Source organism: Chryseobacterium metallicongregator, from assembly GCF_031324065.1.
GTDB classification, from domain to species: Bacteria; Bacteroidota; Bacteroidia; order Flavobacteriales; family Weeksellaceae; genus Chryseobacterium; species Chryseobacterium metallicongregator.
On sequence record NZ_JAVIXS010000022.1, the window covers coordinates 21,608 to 47,309 of the forward strand.

Annotated in this window: 17 protein-coding genes; 11 read left to right on the plus strand and 6 right to left on the minus strand. The window is 36.8% G+C overall.

Going from position 1 to position 25,702, the window contains the following annotated elements; translation table 11 throughout:
- Nucleotides 1-84 precede the first annotated feature (84 nt).
- From REB14_RS23655 to REB14_RS23675, 5 genes are all read left to right on the plus strand, one after another.
- Nucleotides 85-2,106 carry a flotillin family protein gene (locus tag REB14_RS23655; RefSeq protein ID WP_034693954.1) on the plus strand — a complete coding sequence of 674 codons (2,022 nt, stop codon included), beginning with the start codon at nucleotides 85-87 and terminating at the stop codon, nucleotides 2,104-2,106.
- Between the two features lie 155 nt (nucleotides 2,107-2,261).
- Entirely contained in the window at nucleotides 2,262-7,064 is a 4,803-nt protein-coding gene (locus REB14_RS23660) for a DNA repair ATPase (protein ID WP_309523451.1), read from the plus strand.
- A gap of 221 nt (nucleotides 7,065-7,285) precedes the next feature.
- Complete coding sequence (locus tag REB14_RS23665; RefSeq protein ID WP_079243625.1) at nucleotides 7,286-7,654, plus strand: hypothetical protein; 369 nt, start codon at nucleotides 7,286-7,288, stop codon at nucleotides 7,652-7,654.
- A gap of 41 nt (nucleotides 7,655-7,695) precedes the next feature.
- Entirely contained in the window at nucleotides 7,696-9,111 is a 1,416-nt protein-coding gene (locus REB14_RS23670; protein ID WP_079243624.1) for an aminotransferase-like domain-containing protein, read from the plus strand.
- A 14-nt stretch (nucleotides 9,112-9,125) separates the two neighbouring features.
- Entirely contained in the window at nucleotides 9,126-9,611 is a 486-nt protein-coding gene (locus REB14_RS23675) for a GNAT family N-acetyltransferase (protein WP_079243623.1), read from the plus strand.
- 75 nt (nucleotides 9,612-9,686) lie between these two features.
- Here REB14_RS23675 and REB14_RS23680 read toward each other — a convergent pair whose 3' ends face one another.
- The 6 genes from REB14_RS23680 to REB14_RS23705 all read right to left on the minus strand — a co-directional run bounded on the left by REB14_RS23680 (nucleotide 9,687) and on the right by REB14_RS23705 (nucleotide 18,947).
- Nucleotides 9,687-11,540 (minus strand): LamG-like jellyroll fold domain-containing protein, encoded by a 1,854-nt coding sequence (locus REB14_RS23680; RefSeq protein WP_309523452.1) that lies wholly within the window; start codon nucleotides 11,538-11,540, stop codon nucleotides 9,687-9,689.
- 390 nt (nucleotides 11,541-11,930) lie between these two features.
- The gene (locus REB14_RS23685; RefSeq protein ID WP_309523453.1) at nucleotides 11,931-12,599 is read right to left on the minus strand and encodes an HAD-IA family hydrolase; all 669 of its coding nucleotides are present in this window, start codon (nucleotides 12,597-12,599) and stop codon (nucleotides 11,931-11,933) included.
- Nucleotides 12,600-12,606: 7 nt separating this feature from the next.
- Nucleotides 12,607-13,761, minus strand: a complete 1,155-nt coding sequence (locus REB14_RS23690) for a TIGR03364 family FAD-dependent oxidoreductase (protein WP_309523454.1) — start codon at nucleotides 13,759-13,761, stop codon at nucleotides 12,607-12,609.
- 11 nt (nucleotides 13,762-13,772) lie between these two features.
- Nucleotides 13,773-15,077, minus strand: a complete 1,305-nt coding sequence (locus REB14_RS23695; protein ID WP_309523455.1) for a DUF5690 family protein — start codon at nucleotides 15,075-15,077, stop codon at nucleotides 13,773-13,775.
- Between the two features lie 9 nt (nucleotides 15,078-15,086).
- Nucleotides 15,087-17,912, minus strand: a complete 2,826-nt coding sequence (locus tag REB14_RS23700) for a TonB-dependent receptor (protein ID WP_309523456.1) — start codon at nucleotides 17,910-17,912, stop codon at nucleotides 15,087-15,089.
- A gap of 465 nt (nucleotides 17,913-18,377) precedes the next feature.
- Complete coding sequence (locus tag REB14_RS23705) at nucleotides 18,378-18,947, minus strand: helix-turn-helix domain-containing protein (protein WP_079243618.1); 570 nt, start codon at nucleotides 18,945-18,947, stop codon at nucleotides 18,378-18,380.
- 192 nt (nucleotides 18,948-19,139) lie between these two features.
- On the opposite strand from REB14_RS23705, the gene REB14_RS23710 reads away from it, so the two are divergent.
- The 6 genes from REB14_RS23710 to REB14_RS23735 all read left to right on the plus strand — a co-directional run bounded on the left by REB14_RS23710 (nucleotide 19,140) and on the right by REB14_RS23735 (nucleotide 25,699).
- A complete protein-coding gene (locus REB14_RS23710; RefSeq protein WP_309523457.1) occupies nucleotides 19,140-19,847 on the plus strand; it encodes a response regulator transcription factor in 708 nt (235 codons plus the stop codon).
- A gap of 3 nt (nucleotides 19,848-19,850) precedes the next feature.
- The gene (locus REB14_RS23715; RefSeq protein ID WP_079243617.1) at nucleotides 19,851-21,266 is read left to right on the plus strand and encodes a sensor histidine kinase; all 1,416 of its coding nucleotides are present in this window, start codon (nucleotides 19,851-19,853) and stop codon (nucleotides 21,264-21,266) included.
- 234 nt (nucleotides 21,267-21,500) lie between these two features.
- Nucleotides 21,501-21,995 (plus strand): hypothetical protein, encoded by a 495-nt coding sequence (locus REB14_RS23720; protein ID WP_079243616.1) that lies wholly within the window; start codon nucleotides 21,501-21,503, stop codon nucleotides 21,993-21,995.
- A 30-nt stretch (nucleotides 21,996-22,025) separates the two neighbouring features.
- Entirely contained in the window at nucleotides 22,026-22,853 is an 828-nt protein-coding gene (locus tag REB14_RS23725) for a YoaK family protein (RefSeq protein WP_079243615.1), read from the plus strand.
- A 315-nt stretch (nucleotides 22,854-23,168) separates the two neighbouring features.
- Nucleotides 23,169-24,965: a DNA mismatch repair endonuclease MutL gene (gene mutL, locus REB14_RS23730; RefSeq protein ID WP_079243614.1), complete on the plus strand. Its 1,797-nt coding sequence runs from the start codon at nucleotides 23,169-23,171 to the stop codon at nucleotides 24,963-24,965.
- Nucleotides 24,966-24,970: 5 nt separating this feature from the next.
- Nucleotides 24,971-25,699 carry a rhomboid family intramembrane serine protease gene (locus REB14_RS23735; RefSeq protein ID WP_079243613.1) on the plus strand — a complete coding sequence of 243 codons (729 nt, stop codon included), beginning with the start codon at nucleotides 24,971-24,973 and terminating at the stop codon, nucleotides 25,697-25,699.
- The last annotated feature ends 3 nt before the right edge of the window (nucleotides 25,700-25,702 follow it).

Consider the following 25,702-nt stretch of genomic DNA (forward strand, 5'->3'; position numbering starts at 1 on the left):
TTGCTGAATTATATCCTGGATATCATCTTCCAATTCTTATAAAACAAAAAAACACATCTATATAAACTATAAACTTATAAAACTATGAACTTACCTTTAATTGCTGGAATTATTGTTGCCGTCGTAGCAACAATCGGATTGATTTTCTGGATTTTATCGATGTATAAAAAAACTGTTCAGGGAATCGTTATTTTAAGAACTGGTTATGGAGGTACAAAAGTCTTCTTTAATGCCGGTATTGTCATTCCCATTATCCATCGTATGGAATCTATGGATATCTCCGTAAAAAAACTGGAGATTTCAAGAGAAGGAAGAGCAGGATTAATCTGTAAAGACAATATGAGAGCAGATATTCAGGTAGCATTTTTTATCCGTGTCAATAAATCAGTAGATGATATTGTGAATGTAGGTCAAACCATTGGTTGCCAGCGTGCTTCAGATGCCCAGACACTAAGAGAATTGTTTGAAGCTAAATTTTCAGAAGCTCTTAAAACAGTAGGAAAGAAATTTGATTTTACAGAATTATACGAAGCAAGAAGCGAATTCCGTCAGGAAATTCTTGATATCATCGGAACAGACCTTAACGGATATGTGCTGGATGACTGTGCAATAGACTACCTTGAGCAGACTTCTATTGATAAACTGGATAAAGACAATATCCTTGATTCTGAAGGGATTAAAAAGATCACCGAACTTACAGCTACCCAAAATATTAAAGCCAATCAGGTTCGTCGTGATGAAGAAAAAACCATTACAAAACAAAATGTAGAAGCCAGAGAAGCCATTCTGGAACTTGAAAAACAGCTGGCAGAAAAAGAAGAATCTCAAAAAAGAGAAGTAGCCAATATCAAAGCGCGTGAAAATGCAGAAATTCTGAAAGTAGAAGAAGAAGAACGTCTGAGATATGAAACAGTGCGTATTGCTACAGAAGAAAAATTACAGATTGCAGAAGAAAATAAACTTCGTCAGGTGGTTATTGCTGCTAAAAATAAAGAACGTGCAGATTTGGTAGAAACCGAAAGAGTATTAAAAGATAAAGCCCTTGAAGCAACAGAAAGAGAAAGAATAGTTTCCCTGGCTCAGATTGAAAAGGAGAAAGCAATAGAACTGGAGAAGAAAAGTATTCAGGATGCGATCCGCGAGCGTTTAACCATGGAAAAAACCGTAGTGGAAGAGCAGCAGGGAATCAAAGATCTTGAAGCTTTCAAAACGGCAGAAAGAAATAAGCAGGTAGAAATTACTGTTGCCACTCAGGAAGCAGAGAAAAAACTCATTGAAGAAACAAGAGCTGCAGAATCCCGCAGATTAGCGGCTGAAAAAGATGCTCAGAAATATGTAATTGAAGCACAGGCGAAAAGAGATGCTGCAGAAAAAGAAGCTGAAGCGCGTAAAATTATTGCAGATGCAAAAGCAAAAGAAGAAGCAACAGTAGGATTATCAGAAGCTCAGGTAATGCATGCGAAAGCAGATGCTGCGGAAAGACAAGGGGTTGCAGAAGCTACAGTGATTGAGAAAAAAGCAGATGCTAACAAAAAAGAAGGAATTGCTCAGGCAGAAGTTATCAAAGAAAAAGCATTGGCAGAAGCAGCAGGAATTACAGAGAAAGCAGAAGCGATGAAGAAACTGAATGATGCCGGAAAAGATCACGAAGAATTCCGTCTTCAGCTTGCCAAAGAAAAAGATGTTGAATTGGCTCAGATTGCTATTCAGAAAGATATTGCAGAAGCACAGTCTATGGTACTCGCAGAAGCCTTCAAATCTGCAAAAATTGATATCGTAGGAGGTGATAATACATTCTTCGATAACGTTATCAGACAAGTTTCTGCTGGAAAAGGATTAGATAAATTCATCAGCCACAGTGAAAACGCACAGATTGTAAAAGAAAACCTTCTGGGTGACGGAGAAAACATCATTGGAAAAGTGATGGGAATGGTGGATAAATATAAAATCTCTTCTGACGACATCAAAAATATGAGCATTGCTTCCCTGATCTTTAAATTGAACGGCGTTGCCAATCAACAGGAAAAAGGAATTCTGGAAAGAGCACTAGACATGGCTAAACACCTGGGGGTGGAGCACAAACCGGTGAATAACAACCATGTTTAATGCAGGAATGCTTTAGATGCTTTAAGAAACTCTAAGCTTCAAACCTTATAGGTTTCCAAAGCCTATAAGGTTTATATCAAAAAAATTTTCAAAGTACCACAAGTTATACAAAGACCAGCTGTTCTACAGCAGTCATGACAACCTAAATAAAAACGATGTCAGAACAACTTAATTCCGGAACTTACGAAATTATTCAGAACCGTTTAAATGAGCAGAAGAATGACTTAGTTCAGAGACTTCAGCAGCTTAATGAAAGCCGTAAAAATATATTTGGCGGAGTAGATTTCTCTCTCATTGCCAATGAAAGAATTTCGACGGATCACAGCTGTATTGCCAAAGATATCTATTCACTGGGTGATCTTCTGATTTTTGGATCTAATGCACACCTGGGACTTCAGACGGAAATCAATATTTCGGACGTTTTTTCAATATATAAAATCAATAATGACCGGTTTGAACCTCAGGATCAGACCCTCATCAATGATGACGTTTTCATCGATGAGTTCAGAAATCTTTACAAATATTACAGAAATACTTTCTTTGCCAGATTTACCTTCACGGAAAACTATCTTTATATGGTTTTTCAGCTGTCAGAAAGTACCACAGATATCAAAGCTTTTAAATGGTTGATCAAAGAGAATCAACTGGTCTATGTAGACTCAAGAAGTGCCTCCGAAACCTCATATCCTCAGCAGCATGGCTTTGTATGGACAAAGGCAACCAGAGATATGCAAAGGTCGGGAAAACATCCTCATATTTCTTTAGCAGATAAAGTTTTTGTAGAAAGCATCGGTGGAGATATCACCATCAAAGTAGAAGACAATACAGATAGTGGAAAAGGAATTTACTCTGAAGATGTAATTCATAAAGATCAGAATCTGGATGATGCAGAGATTCATTTCTGTGATCTGGATAATCTTGTTTTGTTTAAAATAAAGCCTTACCAGGAAACGGAACGCTATTTCATTTATAATCACAAAGAAAAAACCGTTTCCAGGGCAGATGCCCTTAAATATTCAGGACTTTTGCTTCCCGAAAATCAAGGTGTATTATTTTCAAACGGATATGCTCTTCAGACCGGAGGATTAAAAGTGATCTCTCAGGATCAGAACAGGCTTTATTACCTGAAAACTATTGCAGAACCCAACGGAGAGAATTTTTTATACGTTTTCTACGATGATAAGACCAACAATTATCAGCTGATCTCCTATAATATCATCACTCAGACTATAGAAACCCCGATACGATGCAGCGGTTTTACATTTCTTAATGACGGGAAACTCATTTATCTCAGAGAAAGCATCGAAACCACAAAACATCATCTGTCTCAGATCTGGCAGACTCCTTTTTCCAAAGAATTGTTGCCCAATATGGAAAAAGCAGACAGTTTACTTTACAAAATAGGAAATAAGGATATTGTAAGAGTAATGGCTGAGAGTCAGGAGCTGATAACCCTTCTGAATAAAAAAGATTCTTACAGTGGTTTGTATGATGATATTGTAAAGCTCTCAACCTTTATTCTTGATACTTACTATTTTCTTGGGGAAGAAGAAGTTCAGAAGCTGGATATGCCATTAAAAGAGATCAGAGCGATTGCGCATTCGGCCATCAATGAGTACGAAAAAGTAGTAGAACAAAGGAAGAATACAGAGGAAACTTTAGAAAAAATAAAATTATCCTGTGATAAAATTCTTGATGATACCAAAAGGCTTCACTATTCTCAGCTTACAGAATATATTGATGCTCTTTCTCAGATCAGAACATTAAGAGGAGAAGTGACAGGAGCAAGAGAGCTTAAATATGCAGACACAGCTTTGCTGGATAGATTGGAAAAATCTCTTGCAGGTCGTTATACAGAACTTTCAAATGCCTGTGTGGAATTTCTGCTTCAGGAAGGGGCATTATTGCCATACGAAGAAAGAGCACAGCAGATTTCCGAAGATATTATTGGACTCCAGAAAGCTATCGATGCCAAAACAATTGAAGAAAATATCAATACTCTTTCAGGACAACTGGAATTGTTGGTGGATATTGTCAATAACCTTAAAATTGAAGACACCTCCCAGTCTACCCAGATTATTGAAAACATCTCTTTAATCTTTGCAAGACTGAATCAGGAAAGGCTTGAGCTCAGCAAAAGAAAAAGAGAAATTTCAGGAAAAGAACTGGCTTCAGATTTTCAGGCTCAGATTACCCTATTTGACCAGTCTGTGATTAATTTTCTGGAACTTTCACAAACTCCTGAGAAATGTGATGAATATCTGACCAAACTCTCTATTCAGTTGGAAGAAATGGAAACGAAATTTATTGATTTCGAAGAGTTTATTCAGCAGATAGGAACCAAAAGAGAAGAGGTTTACGGACATTTCCAGAATAAAAGGGTACAGCTTACCGAAGCAAGAAATAAAAGAACTCAGAATCTTTTTGATGCTGCGCAGAGAATCCTGAAATCGGTACAGACCAAAGCAGAATCTTTTGACTCAGAAAATGAGATTAATGGCTATTTTGCTGCAGATCTGATGGTTGAAAAATTGAGAGATCTCTCCAGACAACTTGCAGAATGGGAAGATTCAGCAAAATCGGAAGAGATTCAGACTCTGCTAAAAACATTGCAACAGGAAACCGTAAGGAAACTGAAAGATAAGAAAGAGATCTATGCAGACGGAGAAAGCGTCATTGCATTGGGGGATTATAAATTTGCAGTCAATCAGCAGAAGCTGGATCTTACGCTGGTACTGAGAAATGCTCAATATTATTATCACCTTACCGGAACAAGTTTTTATGAACCATTGAACTTTACGGCAGACGAATTCAAAGAAGTCTGGAACCAGGAATTTGTTTCAGAAAACAACAAGGTAAAAAGATTTGAATACCTTGCCTGGAATGTATTTTCAGCTCACAAGGAAATAACCTCAGAGATTGAAAACGAAATGGCAGTGCAGCAGTTTACAGCAGAGCATTTCGGAGAAGGACTGGTAAAAGGAATTCATGATAAAGATGCTGAAACTATTGTTTTGAAACTTCAGCAAGTCCATAATGAACTGGGACTGATGAGGTTTACAGCACGGGAGAGAGCTTTAGCCCAGATTTTCTGGTTTTTCCTTGAAAGTGAAAGAAAAGAATACTATACCAAACAGTTTGAGGCAGCAGCTATTATTGCTCAATCATTCACTGTAAAACAGGGATTTGAATATCTGAGCAGAGAACTTTCGGAAGAAATGAAATCTTTTGCATCAGCGCATGGTATTTTTCTGGAGACGGATTATATCAATGCTGCCATATATCTGAAAAAAGAAGATAAAGAAAGCCCGCTGATCTCAGAAAAAGCTGCTGCTTTGTATGAATTGTTCATGAAAGAACTGAAAGAAAAAGGAAAAGACCTGGAGTTTATTACTCAGATACAGGCTATGTATCAGTATCCTTCAGCATGTTATTACATTGCCGAAAGCGCATTACAGGCATTTGATCCGGAGGCTGATGAAAATATCATACAGGAAGCTGCAGCATTTATCATTACTCAAAAGTTTGATCCGAAAAATATCAAACATATTGCTTATGAAGTCGCCATAAAAGAGCTGAAGTCTCTTGAAAAAGACACGGAATATCATCTTAACTACTTTGAATTTGTATCCCGACTGAGTCACTTTAATACCGTTACCGTTCCGAAATACAAACGTCTTCAGGAATTGAAATATAGTTGGGTAGATAAAAAGAAAAAAGCACTGAAATTAGATACTTTCAAACCTCAGATTTTAAGCTCATTTGTAAGAAATAAACTGATCAATGATGTCTATTTTCCTCTCATCGGAGCCAACCTTTCGAAACAATTGGGAACAGCAGGTTCAGATAAAAGAACAGACAGAATGGGAATGCTACTTCTGGTATCTCCACCCGGATACGGAAAAACAACCCTGATGGAATATATGGCAGAAAGAATGGGGTTGGTATTTATGAAGATTAACGGACCATCTTTAGGATACGATATTGTATCAACGGACCCTTCTGAAGCCAGAAATGCAGGGGCCAGACAGGAGCTTGAAAAACTGAATCTTGCTCTGGAAATGGGAGACAATGTTATGCTTTATCTTGATGATATTCAGCATTGTAATCCGGAATTTTTACAGAAATTCATCTCTCTTGCAGACGGACAGAGAAAGATTGAAGGAATCTACAATGGAGAAAGTAAAACTTATGATCTACGATCCAAGAGATTTTGCCTTGTCATGGCCGGAAATCCATACACGGAGAGTGGAGAAAAGTTTAAAATCCCGGACATGCTGGCCAACCGTTCAGATACTTACAATCTGGGAGAAATATCCGGATCGAAAACAGACCTTTTTGACCTGAGTCTTATTGAAAATGCTTTAATGTCTAATGAATACCTGACCAGGCTGACCAATCCGGGAATGGAAAATCTATATGAACTCTATGATTGTGTAATTACAGATAATCCTGCCGATAACCTGAAAGGAAATTTTAGCTCCAGTGAAATATCAGATTTCAGAACAGTACTGAAAAACACAATCAGAGTGAGAAATATGGTGTTGAAGGTGAATAAAGAATATATCGCATCCGCAGCCATGTCAGACGATTACCGAAATGAACCACCATTCAAGCTGCAGGGATCTTACCGTAATATGAATAAGCTGATTGCACAGATACAACCGATCCTGAAAGATAATGAAGTCATTCAGATTGTGCTGAATCATTATCAAAATGAATCTCAGACGCTGACAACCGGAGCAGAAGCCAATATGTTGAAAATGAAAGAACTGATAGGGGTTCTTTCAGAAGAAGAAACCGAACGCTGGAATGAAATAAAGAAAACCTTTGTTAAAAATAAAACCCTGAAAGGACTGGGTGAGAGTGATAGAATGTCGCAGATTGTAGCACTGCTTGCCCAATTTGGAGACGGACTGGAAGGAATCAAAGAAGCCCTTAAAAAAGCAGAACAATAACCATGAAACTTTAAATAGTTGCAAACAGGCTGTTTCGGAAGAAGCAGCCTGTTTTTTATTTCTATGCTTATCAATTGTATGAAGAGAAAATCTGCGAAATCTGCTTTATCAGCGAGGGTAAAAAGACCAAATAAAAAAACCTGTATCCATAATATTGTATAGTTCTGTATCTGTATCCAAAATTAAATACTCCATAATTTTGTTTAGCTAAAGAAGAAAATATGGACACAATCACTCAACATCAGAAACAGTTTCAATATGCTGAGGCTTATGTATCAGATATGTTGGAGCTGAAAAACATTTTTCTGCAAACGCAGAATTTGAAGCAAGCAGATCAGAATTTCGGACTTCCTTTTCTTTTGGCTAAAAACGGAAAAGAAACTGTTGCTTTTGCCAGTCTTATCATCAATGAAAAGGATGAAATATCTTTTAAAATCTATGATAAAAACAGAATGACGGAATCAGAAAAAAGGAATTTTTATTCCCGTGCTGAAAGATATTGCAAAAATAATAATACACCCAATTTTAAGGATCCGGAACAATTAAAAAGCAGTATCAACAGTATGATCAGTTGGTTGAATCCTGAATAAAAACAGGATAAAATTGTACATTTACTTAAAACCCAGATCCTATGTCTAAAGATGTTCTGTACCTTAAAATAGCCAATTCTGTCACAGAGCAGATTAAAAGCGAAACCCTGCAGTTTGGAGACAGGCTGCCTTCATTGAGAAGTGCCCAGAAATTATACAATGTAAGTCTGAATACCATAAAACAAGCGTATATGGAACTCGAAAGCCGTTCGCTGGTAGAATCACGCCCGAAATATGGATATTATGTAAGCCAGACCTCCCAGCGAAAACTGGCGCTTCCTTCTGTGACACAGATAAAGGTTTCAGAAGGTAAAAATACCCCTCAGGATTTGATTGACAAGGTGTTCGGGAGTATCGGAGGGACAGATGTCACACAGTTTGCCCTTGGAATTCCCGGGAAAAGTCTCCTTCCGGTTGCCAAAATGAAGAAATGTATGATTGATGTGATGAAAAGGAAAAGTGACAGCGGTACCAATTACGAACCTGTGCAGGGAAGCGAAGTGCTGCGCCGGGAAATAGCCAAGTGGTCCATGGTTATGGAGGGGAAAATTACAGAAGATGATCTGGTCATTACTTCCGGAGCGATGAATGCTGTTTATAATTGTTTAATGGCCGTGACACAACCAGGAGATTCAGTAGCAGTAGAAAGCCCTGTGTATTTCGGAATTCTTCAGGCCATTCAATTATTGGGACTGAAGGCAGTTGAAATTCCTACGCATCCTATTACAGGAGTGGATCTGGATGCTCTGAAGAAAGTGCTTCCCAAGCTGTCTGCATGTTGTTTTGTGGTAAATTATAATAATCCGTTGGGATTTCAGATGCCGGACGAGAACAAAAAAGAGCTGGTTAAAATGCTTACCGAACACAATGTTCCCTTGGTGGAAGATGATGTCTACGGAAACATTTATTTCGGAGCAGGAAGACCGAAGCCTTGTAAGTTTTATGATGAAGCAGGAATTGTGATGTGGGTAGGCTCGGTTTCCAAAACGCTGGCTCCAGGATTTAGAGTAGGATGGGTAGCACCGGGAAAATTTAAAGAGAAAATTATTCGCCAAAAATTGGTTCAGACGGTGAGCGGACCTTCTTTATTTTCAGATGTGATTGCGGATTTCCTTGCTCATGGACGTTATGATCATCACCTGAGAATGTTCAGAAAGAAATTGTATGCCAACTACCTTCAGATCCAGAAATCGGTGATTGAATATTTTCCTGATAATACAAAAATATCAGAACCCAAAGGCGGTTTTATGCTCTGGCTGGAACTGGATAAGAGAATCTGTACGGAAGATCTTTATGATTTGGCTGTCAGTCAGAAAGTAAACTTTGCCCCGGGAAGAATCTTTTCACAATATAATCAGTATCAGAACTGTATGCGCTTAAATTATGCATTAGAATGGACAGACAGAGTGGAAAGTGACCTGGAAAAGCTGGGAAAAATGATAAAAAACAGAATTTAATAAACCTTATAGCGATGAATGATAGTAAGAATGAAGTAAAAATTGTAACCTATGAACCTCAGTATAAAGAAGCTTTCAAAGCTTTGAATGAGGAATGGATCAAAACGTTTTTTGTGATGGAAGCAGGAGATTACAAGCTTCTGGATCATCCCGAAGAGGAAATTTTAAATAAAGGCGGACATATAGCCTTTGCTTTGCTGGATGGAGAAGTTGTAGGAACCTGCGCATTGGTAAAAACGGAGGATAACCCTCTTACTTTTGAGCTGTCAAAGATGGCGGTAAGTCCTAAAGCACAAGGAAAAAAATTAGGATATCTGCTGGGAGATGCTTTAGTGGAAAAAGCGAAAGAATTAAATGCAGAAAAAGTGTTTTTAGTTACCAATTCTATTTTGGTTCCGGCTATTAAGTTGTATGAAAAGCTTGGCTTTATCCATACACCTATCGGTCATGCTGATTACGACCGTGCAGATGTCAGAATGGAGTTGATTTTCAGTATATAAACAAAAAAAATATTAGAACTCGGATAGGAATATCCTTGTTCTAATATCAAATTTAAATCTAATTGCTTTACTGTTTTATTTCTTGATGAATGTCTTGGTCAGTGCTTTTTTGCTTCCGTTGATTTTAATGAAATACACACCAGCCGGAAGATTTCCGATATTGATTTTTTCATCGTAAAAACCTCTTGAAGACTTTAGATGTATTGTTAAAACATTTGATCCTTTACTGTCTATGATTTCTGCTTTAATTTCCTTATCCTCAGATTGATACTGGATTCCAATGAATGTTGAAACAGGATTCGGATACATTTTAAAATCTTCAGCGATTACCTTCGTCTCTTTTGCTGATAATATTTCTTTGGAACATGCCGGGATTCTATTCACTCCATCTATTCCCCATGAAGACTGCACCGGAATACAAAGCCAGTTCAGTACCGTAGGGAAGTGGTCTGTTTCTCTCGTTGTTGAGGTATAATCATAGATCCTAAAATTATTAACTGTACCTGCATTATAACTAGGAGATCCTGTCACAGTCATATTGTTGGCGTTTGGACCAGAGTCTGTCACCATATTGCCTGAAGTTCCATTACATTTCCAATTGGCTAATAATTGAGAATAATAAGGATGCGAAGTTGTAATATCCTGGTTAGCCCAATTCACGATGACATCATTGGGAAGAGCCGATTTCCAGATTCTTACATCTTTATAAGAAGCCGCCAGATTAATTCCGTAAGCATTGGTTCCATCCTGGTTTAAGCTCAAAGGAAGACCGGAATCAATATTTCCGATCGTATTCATTTTAGCAAAAGTTACCGGAACACCATCTTCGTACAGGGTTACAAGACCATCTCTGTCAAAGCTTGCCGCAATATGTTTCCACTTATTCGTTTCCACTTTTCCGCCTACAAGGTCAATCCTGTTCGTTCCGTCTCCAATATTCATCTTGAAAGTCTGGCCGGAATATCCTGAGAATACAAATCCTTTATTTTTCCCGTTAGCCCAGTTTTTATTACTGATCATCACCGGATCACTGGAGTAAGCAGCATTCGGTTTCACCCAAAATTCAATGGTAAAATCCTGATTCGCTCCAAAATTAAAAGAAGTCTGATTGGCTGGTTTTGCATAAGTTCCGGCAGGGAAATTCAGCTGATTGAATGTTTTATTGGATTCCAGAATGGTTTTACTGATCTGTTGTGGGGTAAATCCAGGATTGGAGTACACCGTAAAAATATTTCTTTCTGTAAGATTTCCGCCTCCATGAGAACTTTCAATAGCTCCGTGATCTGTAGTCAATACTACCAGCCAGTCTTCATTATTATAAGAAGGTCTGTTTTTCATAGCAGTCACAATTTCTCCGATATAAGAATCTGTAGTCTTAATAGAATTTACATATTGAGAAACAGTGGATGAGAATCCATAAGAATGTCCGGCATGGTCTACATCATCGAAATCTACAAAGAGAATATCCGGATTGTCATTCTGTAAAGCTGTAACAGCAGCATTTTTTACAGCAAGATCCGTTGCCAGATTGGTTTTTACATCAGCCGTTTGGATAATCTTGTCGTTGATAGGTGACCAATGAGCCAGAGAAATAGTTCTTAAAGCTGGATTATAAGTCTCTGCTCTTGTTAAAAAATCAGGATAATTAACATAGTTCGGGCTGGTAAAGTTATTGTCCTGAACATTGTGTTTGGTATGCCATACACCGGTAAGCATGGTGCTCCATCCGTTTCCGCTCCAGGTAGTGGCGGCGCAAAGCCCGTCAATAGAGTAAATTGACTGACTGATAAGGTTTTGGATGTTAGGAGTTGGGGTAGACATCATAACATCTGCACGGCATCCGTCAATACCGATAAAAAGGACTTTTTTAGTCTGAGCTCCAAGGAAACAGCTCATTACAACAGCCATTGAGAATAGTTTTGTTTTCATGGGGAAATAAGGTTTTAGAATTACAAAAGTTTACAAATAGTAATTTATTTTTAACTATCGTAAAATTAGTTTACTATTTGTAAATTTTTATGAACAGAAAGTTAATTAATTGATAATTAAAAAGTTCACAAAAAAAGCTGAATACTAACCACAAAAGTCACAAAAGAAAATGACTCTATTTATTTTAAGTTCTAGGCTTTGCGAATATAAATAAAGCTCACAAAAGCATCCGAAAATCTTCGGTTTTGACAAATATTAAATCGAACGTACGATATTCCCGGGTGTCAAATTGAAAATTTGACGGGATGGTAAAAACACAAACATTTCCAATGGAAAAACCATGAAAACATTTGTGTCAAGAAGTATTTAAAAATAATCTGAAAAAATGGATTAAAGAATACCTTCAGCTTCAGAAATGGTATTCAGAATATAATCCGGAGATGCTTTTTCAAGCTCTGACTGGGTTTGAGCTCCGGAAAGTACGGCTACTGTTAATCCGCAACCTGCATTTTTTCCCTCTTCAATATCAATAACAGAATCACCAGCCTTTAAAACTTTACTTGCTTCAGTAATATTGAATTTCTTCATCGCAAGTTGGATCATTTCAGGGCTTGGGCGGCTTTCTGAAACATCATCAGCAGTAATCAAAGCATCAAAATGAATATTTTCTTTCCAGTTGAGTTTATCTAAAAGCTGATGGGCGATTTCTGAGGTATAGCCTGTATTCAAAACGATTTTCTTGTTTTGAGCTTTCATATTCAATAAGAAACCTTCTGCTCCGTTAATAGGTTTTACATCCAGATTTTGATAAGATTCTTTCAGTTGATCAGAAAAATTCTCAAAAATAGCAGGAGCATCTTCTTCGTTCCCATTGATTTCCTTTAAAAGACTGGTAATGGCTTCCAGTTTTTCCATTCCGGCACAGCTGGATAATACTTTTTCCAGGCTTACATTGTAGCCATAATCATTCACGGCACTAGTAAGCGTTTTGTAAACTACATTATCCTCATCAATTGTTGTTCCGGCCATATCCAGAACGAGTAATTCTATATTTTTCATGTCAATGTTATGCGTATATTTTTTCAATATTAAATTTGGAAAAGCCACCGCTTCCGGTCATCCCTTTTCCTCCGATCCCTGTTACAATATGAATATTGGCAGATGGGCTGTGCTCAAAAATATCTTTCGTTTTGCATTGAGAATAGATTCCGAACCATCGTCTCTGAATTTCATAGGTGGGAAGATCAATAATTTTTTTTGCCTCATGAATCATGAATTCATCAATCTCCATATTAAGATCATATCCCAAATCATCTGCGTTTTTAGCATCTGCATATTCGTGAGAATCTCCTATGATGATAGAACCATCAAGAGCCTGTTTGAATAAAATATGAACTCCGTATTTCTTTTCAAATGAGTTGGGGTCTTCTAAAGCCTTGATTTTCTGAAAAGAAGAACATTCGCTGAAAGATTCATACCTTCTCACAGAAAGCCCTGTAAGGATATTTCCCTGAAGAGAATAGATTCCTTGAGGTTTGGTCTGAAGCATCTGAAGTTTACTCACCTCAAGATCGCTGTCATTGAATACTTTAGGATATAAAGTTTTAAACTCGTGTCCACCGCAGATGATGATTTTGGAAGCATTGAATTCTGTTCCATCTGCAGTAATAGCTATACATTTCAGATCATCTTCATGGGTTTCAAGAACCGTTGTATTGTAGAAAATCTGCAGTCCCATTTTTTCCTGAAGCAGCTTGTGAAGCTTTACAATCATATCTGCAGAATCTACGGAAAGTTCCTGTGGAAAAAACAAACCTCCTTTGCAATAGTCTGAACGAAGTCCATCAAATTTCTTGATGCAGTCATTTTTGGATAATAAAACAGATTCATAATCATTGTTTCTGTTGATTTCATAAAGTTCTTCAATCAACTGAAGCTCTTCATCATTGGAAGCAATATATACCGAACCGTTTTGTCTGATAGTAAGATCTGCCTGATCATGAAGTTCATTGTATATGGCCAGACTTTCTCTTCCGAAATTCTGCCACTTAAGATCCATTCCGGAAGGTACCACCTGTCCGAAATTTCTTACCGTAGCACCTTGAGGAACCGAGTTTCTTTCCAGTAAAGCTACTTTAAGATTTTTCTTCAGCGCATGATAAGCATGGAATGTTCCTAAAATTCCACCTCCTACAACGAGTAAATCAAATTTTGTTGTCATTGTACTATAATTTATAAAATTTTCGACGTATCGAAATTGATGAATTGATTAGAGTTTGAGTTTGATTTCGGCTTTGATTTGTTCCTGAAAGCCAGAAAAGCAACCACAGAAAGAATTAAAACCGTTATTGTTATAATGTAATTTAAATTGATATAAAAAGTAAGCCACGAGGTCTGAGCTGATCCGAAGTTTTTGTACAATAGAACCAGAACGCTTCCCAGATACCCGAAAGAATCCACAATATAGATCAGAAAACCTACATTTCCTTTGATCTCAAAAGCGGCAATCATCCGATCAAAATAAATTCCATTAAAAGGAATATAACAGATGTACATTCCGAAGCCGGAAATTGTCATCCATAAAAAAGGCGATAGAGAACCTTGCTGAAACAGATACGTAGAAAGTCCTACCGTAAGAATGCCTGCAAAAAGGATATAATGATAATAGGCAAATGCCTTTTTATTGTTTTTTACTTTTACCATAAAGCTTAAAATCACCAGAACCATTACGGCGATAGGTATTTCCGTTAAGGTGAAAATAGAGCTGTCAAAACTAAAATGCAGTCCGTCCCAGATCTCTCGGTTGAAATTATCTCTGAAGTCTCTTAAAACCGTTAAACTGATATATAAAAAGATGATACATACGATCGGAACAAAAAACTGCTGAATCAAAGCTTTTCTTTCTGATCCATTCAACGGTTGTCTCTTGTTTTTAAGTAAAATATCTTCGTCCGAAGGTTGGGGGATTCTTTCAAGCAATAGCCCGAAAAGAATCAATGGAATTATGAAAATAAGTCCGGCTGAAAAAGGCATCCAGAATTCTGAAACCGAGAAAGTATCCATCAGAAATTTTCCTGCCGATTTTGTAAAACCTGAAGACACTACAAAGCTTGAACATAAAAATAGTCCGATGATTTCTGTGGTTTTTCGTCCTTCAATATAAGAGAAAACAATTCCCCAGATCATTCCCAACGGAATACCATTGATCAACATAAACAGAATATTATAAGGAGCAGGAACAGCTGCAAATCCTAATAATGCAAGTTCTGCAATGCCAATGAAAACAAACAGATAAGTGAGTCTTTTCTGAGGTTTCAGTTCGGAAATAAATTTGATCCCAATGAATTTTGAAATAAAATAGCCTACAGCCTGGGCAATGATAATCAGAATTTTATAATCTACCCCAAAATAAGAAAGTTCCTCGAAAGAAGCTACGGTAAAAGGTTTTCTGAAACCATACATGCAGAAGTAAACACCGAAAGCAGCAAAAGCGGCTTTCAGTGTTACTAATGTTTTTTTATTGATTGTTCTGGCCATGGTAATGGTTTAGAAGTTCAGTTTTATTCCAAGATTGAATCGGACTCCATAATATTCCACCTGTTCCGGACGGTCTTCGCTTTTTCCGAAGTGATAGATCAGCGGTTTGTTCAGAATATTGTTCACATCCGCATACAAAGTCAGGTATTTGGTAAATTGATAAGAACCTCCGAAATCCAGATTGCTGTATTTACCATAATAAGAATCATTGATATCTTCTTCTGCATATTCTACGGCATACTTTCCTTTGTAGTTGTAAGCCAGTCTTGCATTGAATCCTTTTTTCTCAAAGAAAAGTTGCGCATTGTACAACTCTTTGGCCTGGTAGGGAAGGGCTACCGTTCTTCCGCTTGGTTTTTCCATTTCGGAAGTCATGAAGGTGGCATTCAATTGTACTCCAAAGTATTGTAAAAACCCCGGAAGGAAGTCAAATCTTTTATTAATTCCCAACTCAATTCCTCCCAGCCATGCTGCTTTTCCGTTATTAGGAGCTGTAAATTGTACCCCGTTGATTCCATTGTAATCTCCGATAAAAGAATCCTGGAAAATAGGATCAGTAATTGATTTATAGAAAACACCGCCACTCAGAATTCCGACATTGGAAAAATAGTATTCTCCCATCAGGTCAAAATTTAAAGAATACGTAGGATTAAGATTAGGGTTTCCACCTTTGAACTCGTTGTCTGCTTCAATATAAGTTCCTCCCGGAGTCAGATCACCAAAATTCGGTCTGGAAAAAGTTCTTGTTGCAGCGAAACGAAGATTGGTTTTATCGTTCAACGTATATTTTAAATGAATCATCGGAAGAACAGCCAGATAGTTTTTGGTATTTTCTACCGGTGTCAGAACGTTATCATTCACACTGTATCCCCTTACTTTGGTATGGGTATTTGATAATCTGATTCCTCCTAAAATGATGATTTTATCATTCAGTTTATAGGTTGCCATTCCGTAAGCATCTGCATGTTTTTCAAACACATCAAAGTTTCTCCCTAATGCTTTATTATATTCCAATGCTTCAGAATCAGTTGTATTAATTTTCAGATTTCCCTGCTGATCATACCAAAACTGGTTCATTCCTGCGGTAGAAAGTACAGGCCCGAAAGTGTTTCCGATGTGGGCATTCATTTCACTTAAATATTTCGGTCCGTTGGGCTGTGTTGTGATATATTGAGAATAATCAGACAAAAGAGGTGCTGTACCACTGCCCCAGTTGTAGAAAATGTCTGAAAATCTTGCATTACGTTCTTTATCTCGGTATTTAAAACCATATTTTAAGGTCAGTTGATCAGAAGCATTGATCTCATGGTTGAAAGCCGCTACGATTTTATCCTTTTCCTCTACAAAAACTTTATAAAATTCAAGATCTGTAAATCTCATCTGCGAAGCATCCATTTTAAAGTTTGGATCACTGTAAAAACCAAATAATGCATCAGGATTTTTATAATCTAATTTACCACCGTCAGCTTTCCAATAGGCTCTGGGACCATTTCCATGATTGGAAATATAATCAGGATTAATACCTACACCAGACTGAGTGTACTTGATGACATAGTAAGAGTTGTTCTGCTTATCAGGAATATTTCCATACTTGAATTTGTTGTCGTAGTAAGATAAATCCCAGTCAATTTTTCCTTTATTTAAGTTATGAACTGCTCCCAAAGAAACAGAAGTAAGCTCTGTAATCAGTAAGTTATGGATATTCTGAAGCTCCACTCTTGCTGTATTATTAGCACTGCTGAATTTATCAAAACGGATTCTGTGTTTATAGTGGGTTTCATCATCCGATAAAGTACCATACATTCCTTTTAAATAGAAGGTTGTTTTTGGAGACAACACATATTCAAAAGCGGTATTGATCCCGGTTGTTTTTCTCACCCCGTTATAATCACGAAGTTCCAGCCTGAAAACGCCTTCGTCACCACTTCTTCGTGCTTCAAAATTATCTGTAGACCAATTTCTGATGAAATGTGCAAAGTTGAATAGATACCCGAATTTTTTATCTTTCGTTCTTCCTCCGTACAAAAATCCAAGGTTGTAAACCCCTTTGTCAGACTTTGCATTATAGCCGGTTCCCACAGTGGCTTTAAATTCTGTTTTCATCGGTGGAGTTTTGGTGATGAAATTGACACCACCGCCTATTCCGTCTGCTTCAATATCTGGGGTAAAAGATTTGTTTACATGTACATAGGAGATCAGTTCTGTAGGAAAAAAATCGAATGCTGTTGCTCTGGAAGTCGTTTCTTCCTCTGCAGTGGGAAGTCTGTTTCCATTGATGGTTGTGGATGCCCAGAATGGCGGAAGTCCTCTCAGGGAAACAAATCTTCCTTCTCCCTGGTCTCTTTCAATAGAAACTCCCTGCACACGCTGTACGGTTTCTGCTGCATTTCTGTCCGGTAGCTTTCCAATTCCGTCTGAGGCAATCACATTGGTAATATTGATGGCATTTTTCTGAAGGTTTAAAGCTCTCGCTTCTGTATTTTTCAACGTTCCGGTAACGACAATTTCATCAATATTTTTTCTAGGTTGTGAAAGTTTAATAATTCCTAAGTCAACCGTTTGTTCTGGTTTCAGATCAATAGTAATATCTGAAGATTCATAACCTATATAGCTGATTTGTAATGTGTATTGGCCTTCTTTAATATCGTTGATGGTAAATTTTCCTTCGATATCAGTAGTTATATTTTTAGATAAGCCTTTTATTTTGATGGTAGCCCCGGGAAGAGGCTGGCTGCCGTCAAGAACAGTTCCTATAATTAACTGTTTTTGCGCTGAAACAAAGACAATGAAACAGACAAAAACAAGGGTAAGTAATTTCTCTAATTTTGTTTTCATTTTTACATATATTAAATTTTTTATGCAAATCACGCTAATAATTTTAATATATATAAATATTTTATATTAAGTATTATTTAACAAATAAACCCGATTTATTACGTCTTTTTTACTTTACAATCAATTGAAGTTACCTTTTGAAAATTCTACAAAATAGGGTTTAAAGTGACTATTTCAACGTTTTTAGTAAATGTTTTCCCAAAATATCAGGAATAGAAACATGCTGAAAAAAGGCTTGTTTTAGTTCATATTTCGTTCATCTTAGAAGAAAAGAGAAAATCAAAAGTTGCATATTTGTAAACTTTTGTAATGGTTTGGAAATCGGAATTTGAGGAATGATATAGAAAATAGCTGAATAAAGCGATTATAATTTGATGCATTGCTGAATGAAATGCCCTTGCGAACAAGAAATATACGCTAAGTTTTATATTTTCCTTGCGTATTCTTTTGCGTTAAAAAAAGTATTTAAGCCGTATAAAAATAAAGAACAAGCATCACACAGCTTTCATCACTAATACTTACCGGAACGTGAGGAAATTTTCCGTTGAAATAAAGCGAATCTCCTTCTTTAAGGATGATTTCCTCATTATCAATTACATATTTTACTTCGCCTTTTAGAATATATTTGAATTCCCAGGCATCGGTAATGACCTTTTCTCTTTTAGAATTGGGTTCAAGAGTCAGCAATACGGCTTCAAAGCCTAAAGAATGAAGACTCTTGCTGAAGATATGCATGTATTTGAATCCCTCAGCTTCTACTTCTTTTTCAATGACTTGCTGGCTTTCCTTTGGAACATAGATGAATTTGGCGTTGGACTTTTTTTCAACCCCTTCAAAAAAATAACTGGCATCAATCTCCAGCGATTGGATCAGATCTAAGAGAACAGGAAGGGAAGGGATCGTTCTTCCGTTTTCAATCCTGGAAACAAGGCCGTTGCTCACATTAGCTTTGAAAGCCAATTCATTAATGGTTAAATTATTCTTTTTTCTAATATCCTTTAGTCTCTTGCCGATACCTATTAAAAAGTCATTCATACTGTGTGCAATTTAACCTGATTATTTTTTCATCATTATATTCAAAACAAAGGTAATATTATTCTATAGAGTTTGGATATGGGAAAGAATCAATTCATTGAAAATTATTATTTGCCTTTGGCTTTCTCAGATCTTTTCGCCTTTTCTCCCCAAGAAAATTTCCCTATTTTTGTAAAACTCCTTATTTCATCTATGAAAAAAATTATTCTTATCGAAGACGAAACCAGTGTAGTTTCCTTTATTAAAAAGGGGCTTCAGGAAAATGGATATGAAATTTCTGTTGCCTTTGACGGGCGTACAGGAGTGCAGCTGGTGCAGGCTAATGATTTCGATCTGGTAATTTTAGACATTATGCTTCCGGAAATGAATGGTCTGGACGTATGTAAAGAAATAAGAAAAACCAATCAGAGCGTTCCGATTTTATTTCTAACTGCTTTGGGAACTTCTGAAAACATTGTTCTCGGATTGGAAAGTGGCGGAGATGATTATCTGGTGAAACCTTTTAAATTCATTGAACTGGTAGCCCGTGTAAAGTCTTTACTAAGGAGAAGCAATAACAACGGTCCAATGGAAATTGCTGAACCGGAGCCGGATAATGAACATGTTTTTCAGTTTTCGGATCTGATGGTGAATGACTACACCAAGAAAGTAACCCGTGCCGGTGAAGATATTTCCCTTACTTCCACAGAATATAAACTCTTGCTGTATTTCCTGAATAACCCGGAAAAAGTAATTTCAAGAGCCGAAATTCTGGATGCAGTTTGGGGTGTAAATTACGAGCTGGGAACCAATGTGGTAGATGTGTATGTAAATTATTTAAGAAAGAAACTGGATAGCCAGGATGATAATAAGTTGATTCATACTGTGATAGGAATGGGATATGTGTTGAAAAAGACATAATGAATGTTTAATAAAGTTATTACAAATCAGACCAAAACGATGGTACTTTTGATGTTGGTTTTTACCGCCATCATTTTGTTGTTCAGTGGTTTGGTGTACTTTTCAATTGTTAATTTTTCGCACCAGAGGTTTTATGAGTTGCTGAAGATCAGAACAGCAACAATTGTTCAGATCGAAAAAAGCAAAGATCATCTCGACCTTCCGGAAAATTATGTTCTCAGCAGCCTGAATGATGAAGAGCTTCCGATGGAAAAAGACTATGTTTTTGCCGTTCCTACAGATTCCAATTTCAAAAAAATATCTCAGGAAGTTCATATTCCTGCCTATTTCTTTAAAAATATCATCAAAGAAGGAGAGTCCAATTATAATGATGAAGAATTTTATTATATAGGACAGAGTTTCAGATATGATGATAAAGATTATATTGCTATTGCTTCTGCTAAAAACCATTATGTCGTTTATTATCTGGGTTTTTTAAAGCGAACACTGCTTACCTGTATCGTACTGTCTCTGTTCTTTAGTATGATTTTCTCTTTTTATTTATCTAAAACTTTATTCAGACCGATCTTAAAAATCACTGGAAAAGTAAAGGAGATCAGTTCTGAAAATCTTCACTTAAGACTTGAGTCTCAGCCTGATAATAAAGAACTTAACGAGCTGGTGGATACCTTTAATGATATGCTCAACCGTATTGAAACTTCTTTCGAAACCCAGAATCACCTTATTGGAAATGTTTCCCACGAGCTAAGAACTCCTCTTACGTCTATTATGGGAGAAGCTGATGTTGCCCTTTCTATCAGCAGAACAGCGGACGAATATAAAGAAACCCTGGGAATCATTCTGGATGAAGCCGAAAAGCTGGATAAAAAGATCAAAGCCTTATTAATGATTGCCCAAACCGGATTTGACGGAAAGGTTCAGAAAATGGATAAGGTAAGAATTGATCAGCTGCTTTGGGACGTTATTGAAACCCTCAGAAGAATTGATTCCCGAAATAATATCTATCTCGATATCAGTATGCTTCCTGATAATCCGAAGAAACTAAAAGTACAGGGGAATGAGCAGTTATTGCATCTTGCGGTAGCTAATATTATCAGTAATGGCTGTAAATATTCTAATTTCCAGCAGGTTAAAGTATCTCTGGGAGCGACCAATTCGGATGTGTACATTATTGTAAAAGATAATGGTATTGGAATTCCTGAAGTGGAAATGAACAAAATCTATGATCCGTTCTTCAGAGCTTCTAATACAAATAACTATGAAGGCTACGGAATCGGACTTCCATTGGCGCGAAACATCGTAAGAATGCATCACGGAGAACTAATTGTAAGCTCGCACGAGAATCAGGGGACAACGGTACAGATGAAGTTCCCGAATTTCTATAGCATGATGCAGAAAGGCGAAGTAATGGACAAATAAGAATCACTATTTTAGCATTTCTCTATCTGTTTTAGTTTGTTTGGTTCTGAAAAACAAGCTGTTATTTCCTGTTTTTGATTTTTGATTTTTCCAATATTAATTCCCCTTAACAATTTTCTAATCTCATTTTAATCTCTTTAATCACATTTTAATTCCATTCCAAAGATCTTCTAATATGGTCGTTCTAGTTTTGTATCATCAAAAAAGATAAACACAATACAAAATAATAAGAACATGACTAAAACAATTTTAATTGCAACAGATTACTCTCTTGAGTCATTGAATATATTGAAAAAAGTACTTAAAGAGAAAGATGCAGCAGAAGATCAGAACCAATATAATATTCTTTTGACTTCCGGGTATGATTCCGGAGATTCTATCAGAGATCTTTTGTTCAGCACCAAAACATCTGTTTTCAATAAAATCAGGCCAACAGAATTTTGTGATGCCTTTGGAATTATCAGTAATAAATATCCTCATCTGGTTAATAAAATCATCTGTGATGTCTTTACAGGAAGTTTTCAAAGAACATTCAACCAGTATGTAAAGGCGGAAAATATTGAGGAAGCTTATTATTCTCCATCCATCAAAAGCAAAGGAAAAGGCAAATTTGATCTGATTCCTTATATCAAAAAATGCAAAGAGCTGAAGTCTCATGAAATTACTGTTGAAGTAAGAGAAAAACTTCCGGAAAGAGGAAGGCTGGCAGAGATCTTTGTAGAGGTCTAAAGATTAAACACAATTTAAAAACGATTAAAAATGTTAAGAAATTATAGTAACAGCAGGACACTGGGAGACAATATCAGGTTGGGGACGCTGACTGCCTTTACGGCAGGTACTATAAATATCGCATCCCTATTAATATTTCTCTCTTTTACGTCAAACGTAACGGGACACTACGCAATTTTGGCGGCAGAAATCAGTAAAGGAAACTGGACGCAGGTAGGAGTTGTGGGAGGATGGATCTTTTTGTTCTTCTTCGGAAGCTTTCTATCCAACTTCATTGTCATCAATTTTAATAAAAAAAGTAAATATTTTGCCCATTCTATGCCCATTGTGCTGGAAATTATATGTCTTCTTTTTGTAGGAATATACGGGCAGTTTTATTATCAGAAAACATTAGAAGAAACAGAATATTTAGTCGCATTGATGCTTTTCGCAACCGGACTTCAAAACGGGTTAACGGCAAGTATCTCCAACTTCTCTGTAAAAACAACCCACCTTACGGGAACAACTACCGATCTGGGAATTCTGGTATCCATGTTTACCCAGAAAAAATATAGAAAAAACGGAGAGTTGATTGGCAGAGCCAAACTATTGATGAGTATTATGCTTGCTTATGTAATGGGAGCTGTATTTTCAGGGTTGACTTACTATTATCTGGAATTCAGAGTCTTCTATGTCATCAGTATATGTCTTCTGATTGTCATCGGCTACGATGCTTATAAAATTCATATCCGTCACTTCAACACGAAGTACAGATACAACAGGATTTACAGAAAGCCCAATATTTTTGCTTATCTGTATGAGAAAATCCATGGAATTCCTAAAAGAGAGAAGAAAAGAAAACTTGTCTTTGAGGATTAAAATAGAAAACACACTATTAATTTTTTGTATAAACTAGCTGTAAATACCCTTATTTTGTGATGAAATAGGGGTGTTTTTATGAAAATTGGTCTTTAGTATAAGCGTTTCTGTTATTTTTTACCATATTTTTCTGACGGTTGAAATGAAAGTTTTCTGATCTGACTTATCGACTTGCTAACGCCCTTCATTACAAACATTAAAAAAATCAGTTGGGGATAAATAGGTAAAAATGTTGATAATTAAATATTAAATCACGATTTTAGTATTTTAATTCCCGTTTTCATTAACTATTTTTGTAAGTTGATTTACGTTTTTATGTCAGATATTATTCAGCTTTTACCGGATCATGTAGCCAACCAAATTGCAGCAGGAGAGGTGGTGCAGCGGCCTGCATCCATCGTGAAAGAACTTTTGGAAAATGCTATTGATGCCGATGCAACGAAAATTGAATTGATCATCAGAGATGCCGGAAAAAACCTTATCCAGGTGGTAGACGACGGAAAAGGAATGTCTGAAACAGATGCCCGCATGGCGTTTGAAAGACATGCTACCTCCAAAATCAAAGGAACAGAAGATATCTTTAAGATTGCCACAAAAGGCTTCCGTGGTGAAGCTCTGGCTTCTATTGCAGCAGTTTCCCAGGTGGAGCTCAGAACTAAACAGAAAGATACTTCCATCGGAACCAATATCTATATTGAAGGAGGAGTTTTCCAGTTTCAGGACCCGGTTCAGACAGCAGACGGATCAAACTTTTTGGTAAAAAACCTTTTCTATAACGTTCCCGCAAGAAGGAAGTTTTTGAAAAATAATAATATTGAATTCAGACACGTAATTGATGAATTTCAGCGTGTTGCATTAGCTCATGAAAACCTTGAGTTTTCCCTGTTCCATGATGATGAAGCGGTTTTCAGACTAAGAAAAGGAAGTCAGATGCAGCGTATTGTGGATGTTTTCGGAAGAAAATTACAGCCACTGTTGATTCCCATTAAAGAAGATATTATCTGGTGTAAACTTCATGGTTTTGTTGCCAAGCCTGAAGGCGCTAAGAAAGCAAGAGGTGAGCAGTTTCTTTTCGTAAACGGAAGATATTTCAGAAGCCCATACTTTAATAAAGCAGTACAGGAAGCTTTTGAAGGGCTTCTTCAACCTGGATATGTACCGTCTTTTTTCCTTTTCCTGGAGCTTGATCCGGAGAAGATAGATGTCAACATTCATCCACAGAAAACAGAAGTGAAATTTGAGGACGAGCATCTTATTTTTGCTCTGCTTCGTTCAACCATAAAAAGATCTTTAGGAATTTATAATGTTTCTCCAAGCCTGGATTTCGATAGAGATCCGGAACTGGATGAAATGATGAATAAACCTATTCCGAGCAAAAGCAATGGAGGCGGAACCGGTGGAGGTGTTTTCAAAATGCCGGAAATCATTGTAGATAAAGACTATAATCCGTTTCTGGAAGAAAAAAATGTAGTTCATCCGGAGGAAATTCAGAACCTTACAGAAATGTACCATCAGAATATAACGGCAGAACCTTCAAAGATTAATCTCTTTGAAGATGAAGATTTTGATGAAGACCTGATGAGACTTCCCAATGGATACTGGCTTTTCAATAAAGGAGATGTTACATTAATGCTGGATTTGGGAAGAATGCACAGACTGTTGGTTTCTGAAGGAAATAAATCCACCAGAAAATCCAATACAAATAGCCATGCTCTTCTTTTTTCTCTGGAGTATCATATGAATGAAATCGAAAAGACAAAATACAATTCGATAAAAAAATATCTTCCGGAATTAGGGTTTGACATGAAAATTGCTCATGAAAGTGTACTTCGAATAGATTCACTTCCAGAAGGACTGAAAGAAACGCAGGCTATGAAGTTCCTGGAAAACCTTTTTGAGATCCTGGACTACAAGACGGAAGAAGAATTTTTGCAGTATTACCATAACCAATGGAATAAAATGCAGTCGAAGTCAAGATTTGACTTTATTTATAAAAAAGATGCGGAACAGTTGATTAAAGACTTTACAGCATTAGGCTTCCCGGAATTTTTACCGGACGGCAAAAGATGCTTTTATGAAGTTCCGTTTAACGACTTTAAAAACAAATTTTAAAAAACATGTTTAACAATATACCGCCAATTACAAGGAATATTATTATAATCAATGTTATAGTATTTATTGTTACTTACTTTATGGGAAACCAGATTATTGGTTATCTCGCCGGATTTTATCCGTTCTCTCCCTTTTTCCATTCATGGCAGGTTATTACCCATATGTTTATGCACGGAAGTATTATGCATATTTTATTTAATATGATGACACTCTTTAGTTTTGGTCCTATTCTGGAACAGACTTTAGGTGACAAAAAGTATTTGATTCTATACTTTGCAAGTGGCTTGGGAGCATTTTTCCTTTTTAATTTATGGAACTTTGTAGAAGTTCAGCAACTTTCCCGCGAATTGGAGCAACTGGGATTTAATGTCAATGCCTATTTATCCGGTGCAAGCGTTGAATTTGCAGGAAATACAACTTCCATTCTTAAACAGAAAGAGTTACTTGAAAGTTTAAAAGGTATTGTGGCAACACCAATGGTAGGTGCCTCCGGAGCTATTTTTGGAGTAGTAGCGGCATTTGCAACATTATATCCGGATTCTAAAATCGGAATTATGTTTATTCCGGTTCCGATTAAAGTAAAATACTTGTTACCCATTATTGTGGTAATTTCAATATATCTTGGATTATCAGGAAACGGAGGAGGAATAGCTCACTTGGCTCACGTAGGTGGAGCTTTGGTGGGATGGCTGTTGGCAAGAATTTGGAAAAAACATTTGTACAGATTCAACTAAAAT

What these genes read in the sequence shown, in the direction of transcription:
- REB14_RS23655 (WP_034693954.1), top strand. Translation starts at nt 85, where the DNA reads ATGAACTTACCTTTAATTGCTGGAATTATTGTTGCCGTCGTAGCAACA.
- REB14_RS23660 (WP_309523451.1), top strand. Translation starts at nt 2,262, where the DNA reads ATGTCAGAACAACTTAATTCCGGAACTTACGAAATTATTCAGAACCGT.
- REB14_RS23665 (WP_079243625.1), top strand. Translation starts at nt 7,286, where the DNA reads ATGGACACAATCACTCAACATCAGAAACAGTTTCAATATGCTGAGGCT.
- REB14_RS23670 (WP_079243624.1), top strand. Translation starts at nt 7,696, where the DNA reads ATGTCTAAAGATGTTCTGTACCTTAAAATAGCCAATTCTGTCACAGAG.
- REB14_RS23675 (WP_079243623.1), top strand. Translation starts at nt 9,126, where the DNA reads ATGAATGATAGTAAGAATGAAGTAAAAATTGTAACCTATGAACCTCAG.
- REB14_RS23680 (WP_309523452.1), bottom strand. Translation starts at nt 11,540, where the DNA reads ATGAAAACAAAACTATTCTCAATGGCTGTTGTAATGAGCTGTTTCCTT.
- REB14_RS23685 (WP_309523453.1), bottom strand. Translation starts at nt 12,599, where the DNA reads ATGAAAAATATAGAATTACTCGTTCTGGATATGGCCGGAACAACAATT.
- REB14_RS23690 (WP_309523454.1), bottom strand. Translation starts at nt 13,761, where the DNA reads ATGACAACAAAATTTGATTTACTCGTTGTAGGAGGTGGAATTTTAGGA.
- REB14_RS23695 (WP_309523455.1), bottom strand. Translation starts at nt 15,077, where the DNA reads ATGGCCAGAACAATCAATAAAAAAACATTAGTAACACTGAAAGCCGCT.
- REB14_RS23700 (WP_309523456.1), bottom strand. Translation starts at nt 17,912, where the DNA reads ATGAAAACAAAATTAGAGAAATTACTTACCCTTGTTTTTGTCTGTTTC.
- REB14_RS23705 (WP_079243618.1), bottom strand. Translation starts at nt 18,947, where the DNA reads ATGAATGACTTTTTAATAGGTATCGGCAAGAGACTAAAGGATATTAGA.
- REB14_RS23710 (WP_309523457.1), top strand. Translation starts at nt 19,140, where the DNA reads ATGAAAAAAATTATTCTTATCGAAGACGAAACCAGTGTAGTTTCCTTT.
- REB14_RS23715 (WP_079243617.1), top strand. Translation starts at nt 19,851, where the DNA reads ATGTTTAATAAAGTTATTACAAATCAGACCAAAACGATGGTACTTTTG.
- REB14_RS23720 (WP_079243616.1), top strand. Translation starts at nt 21,501, where the DNA reads ATGACTAAAACAATTTTAATTGCAACAGATTACTCTCTTGAGTCATTG.
- REB14_RS23725 (WP_079243615.1), top strand. Translation starts at nt 22,026, where the DNA reads ATGTTAAGAAATTATAGTAACAGCAGGACACTGGGAGACAATATCAGG.
- mutL (WP_079243614.1), top strand. Translation starts at nt 23,169, where the DNA reads ATGTCAGATATTATTCAGCTTTTACCGGATCATGTAGCCAACCAAATT.
- REB14_RS23735 (WP_079243613.1), top strand. Translation starts at nt 24,971, where the DNA reads ATGTTTAACAATATACCGCCAATTACAAGGAATATTATTATAATCAAT.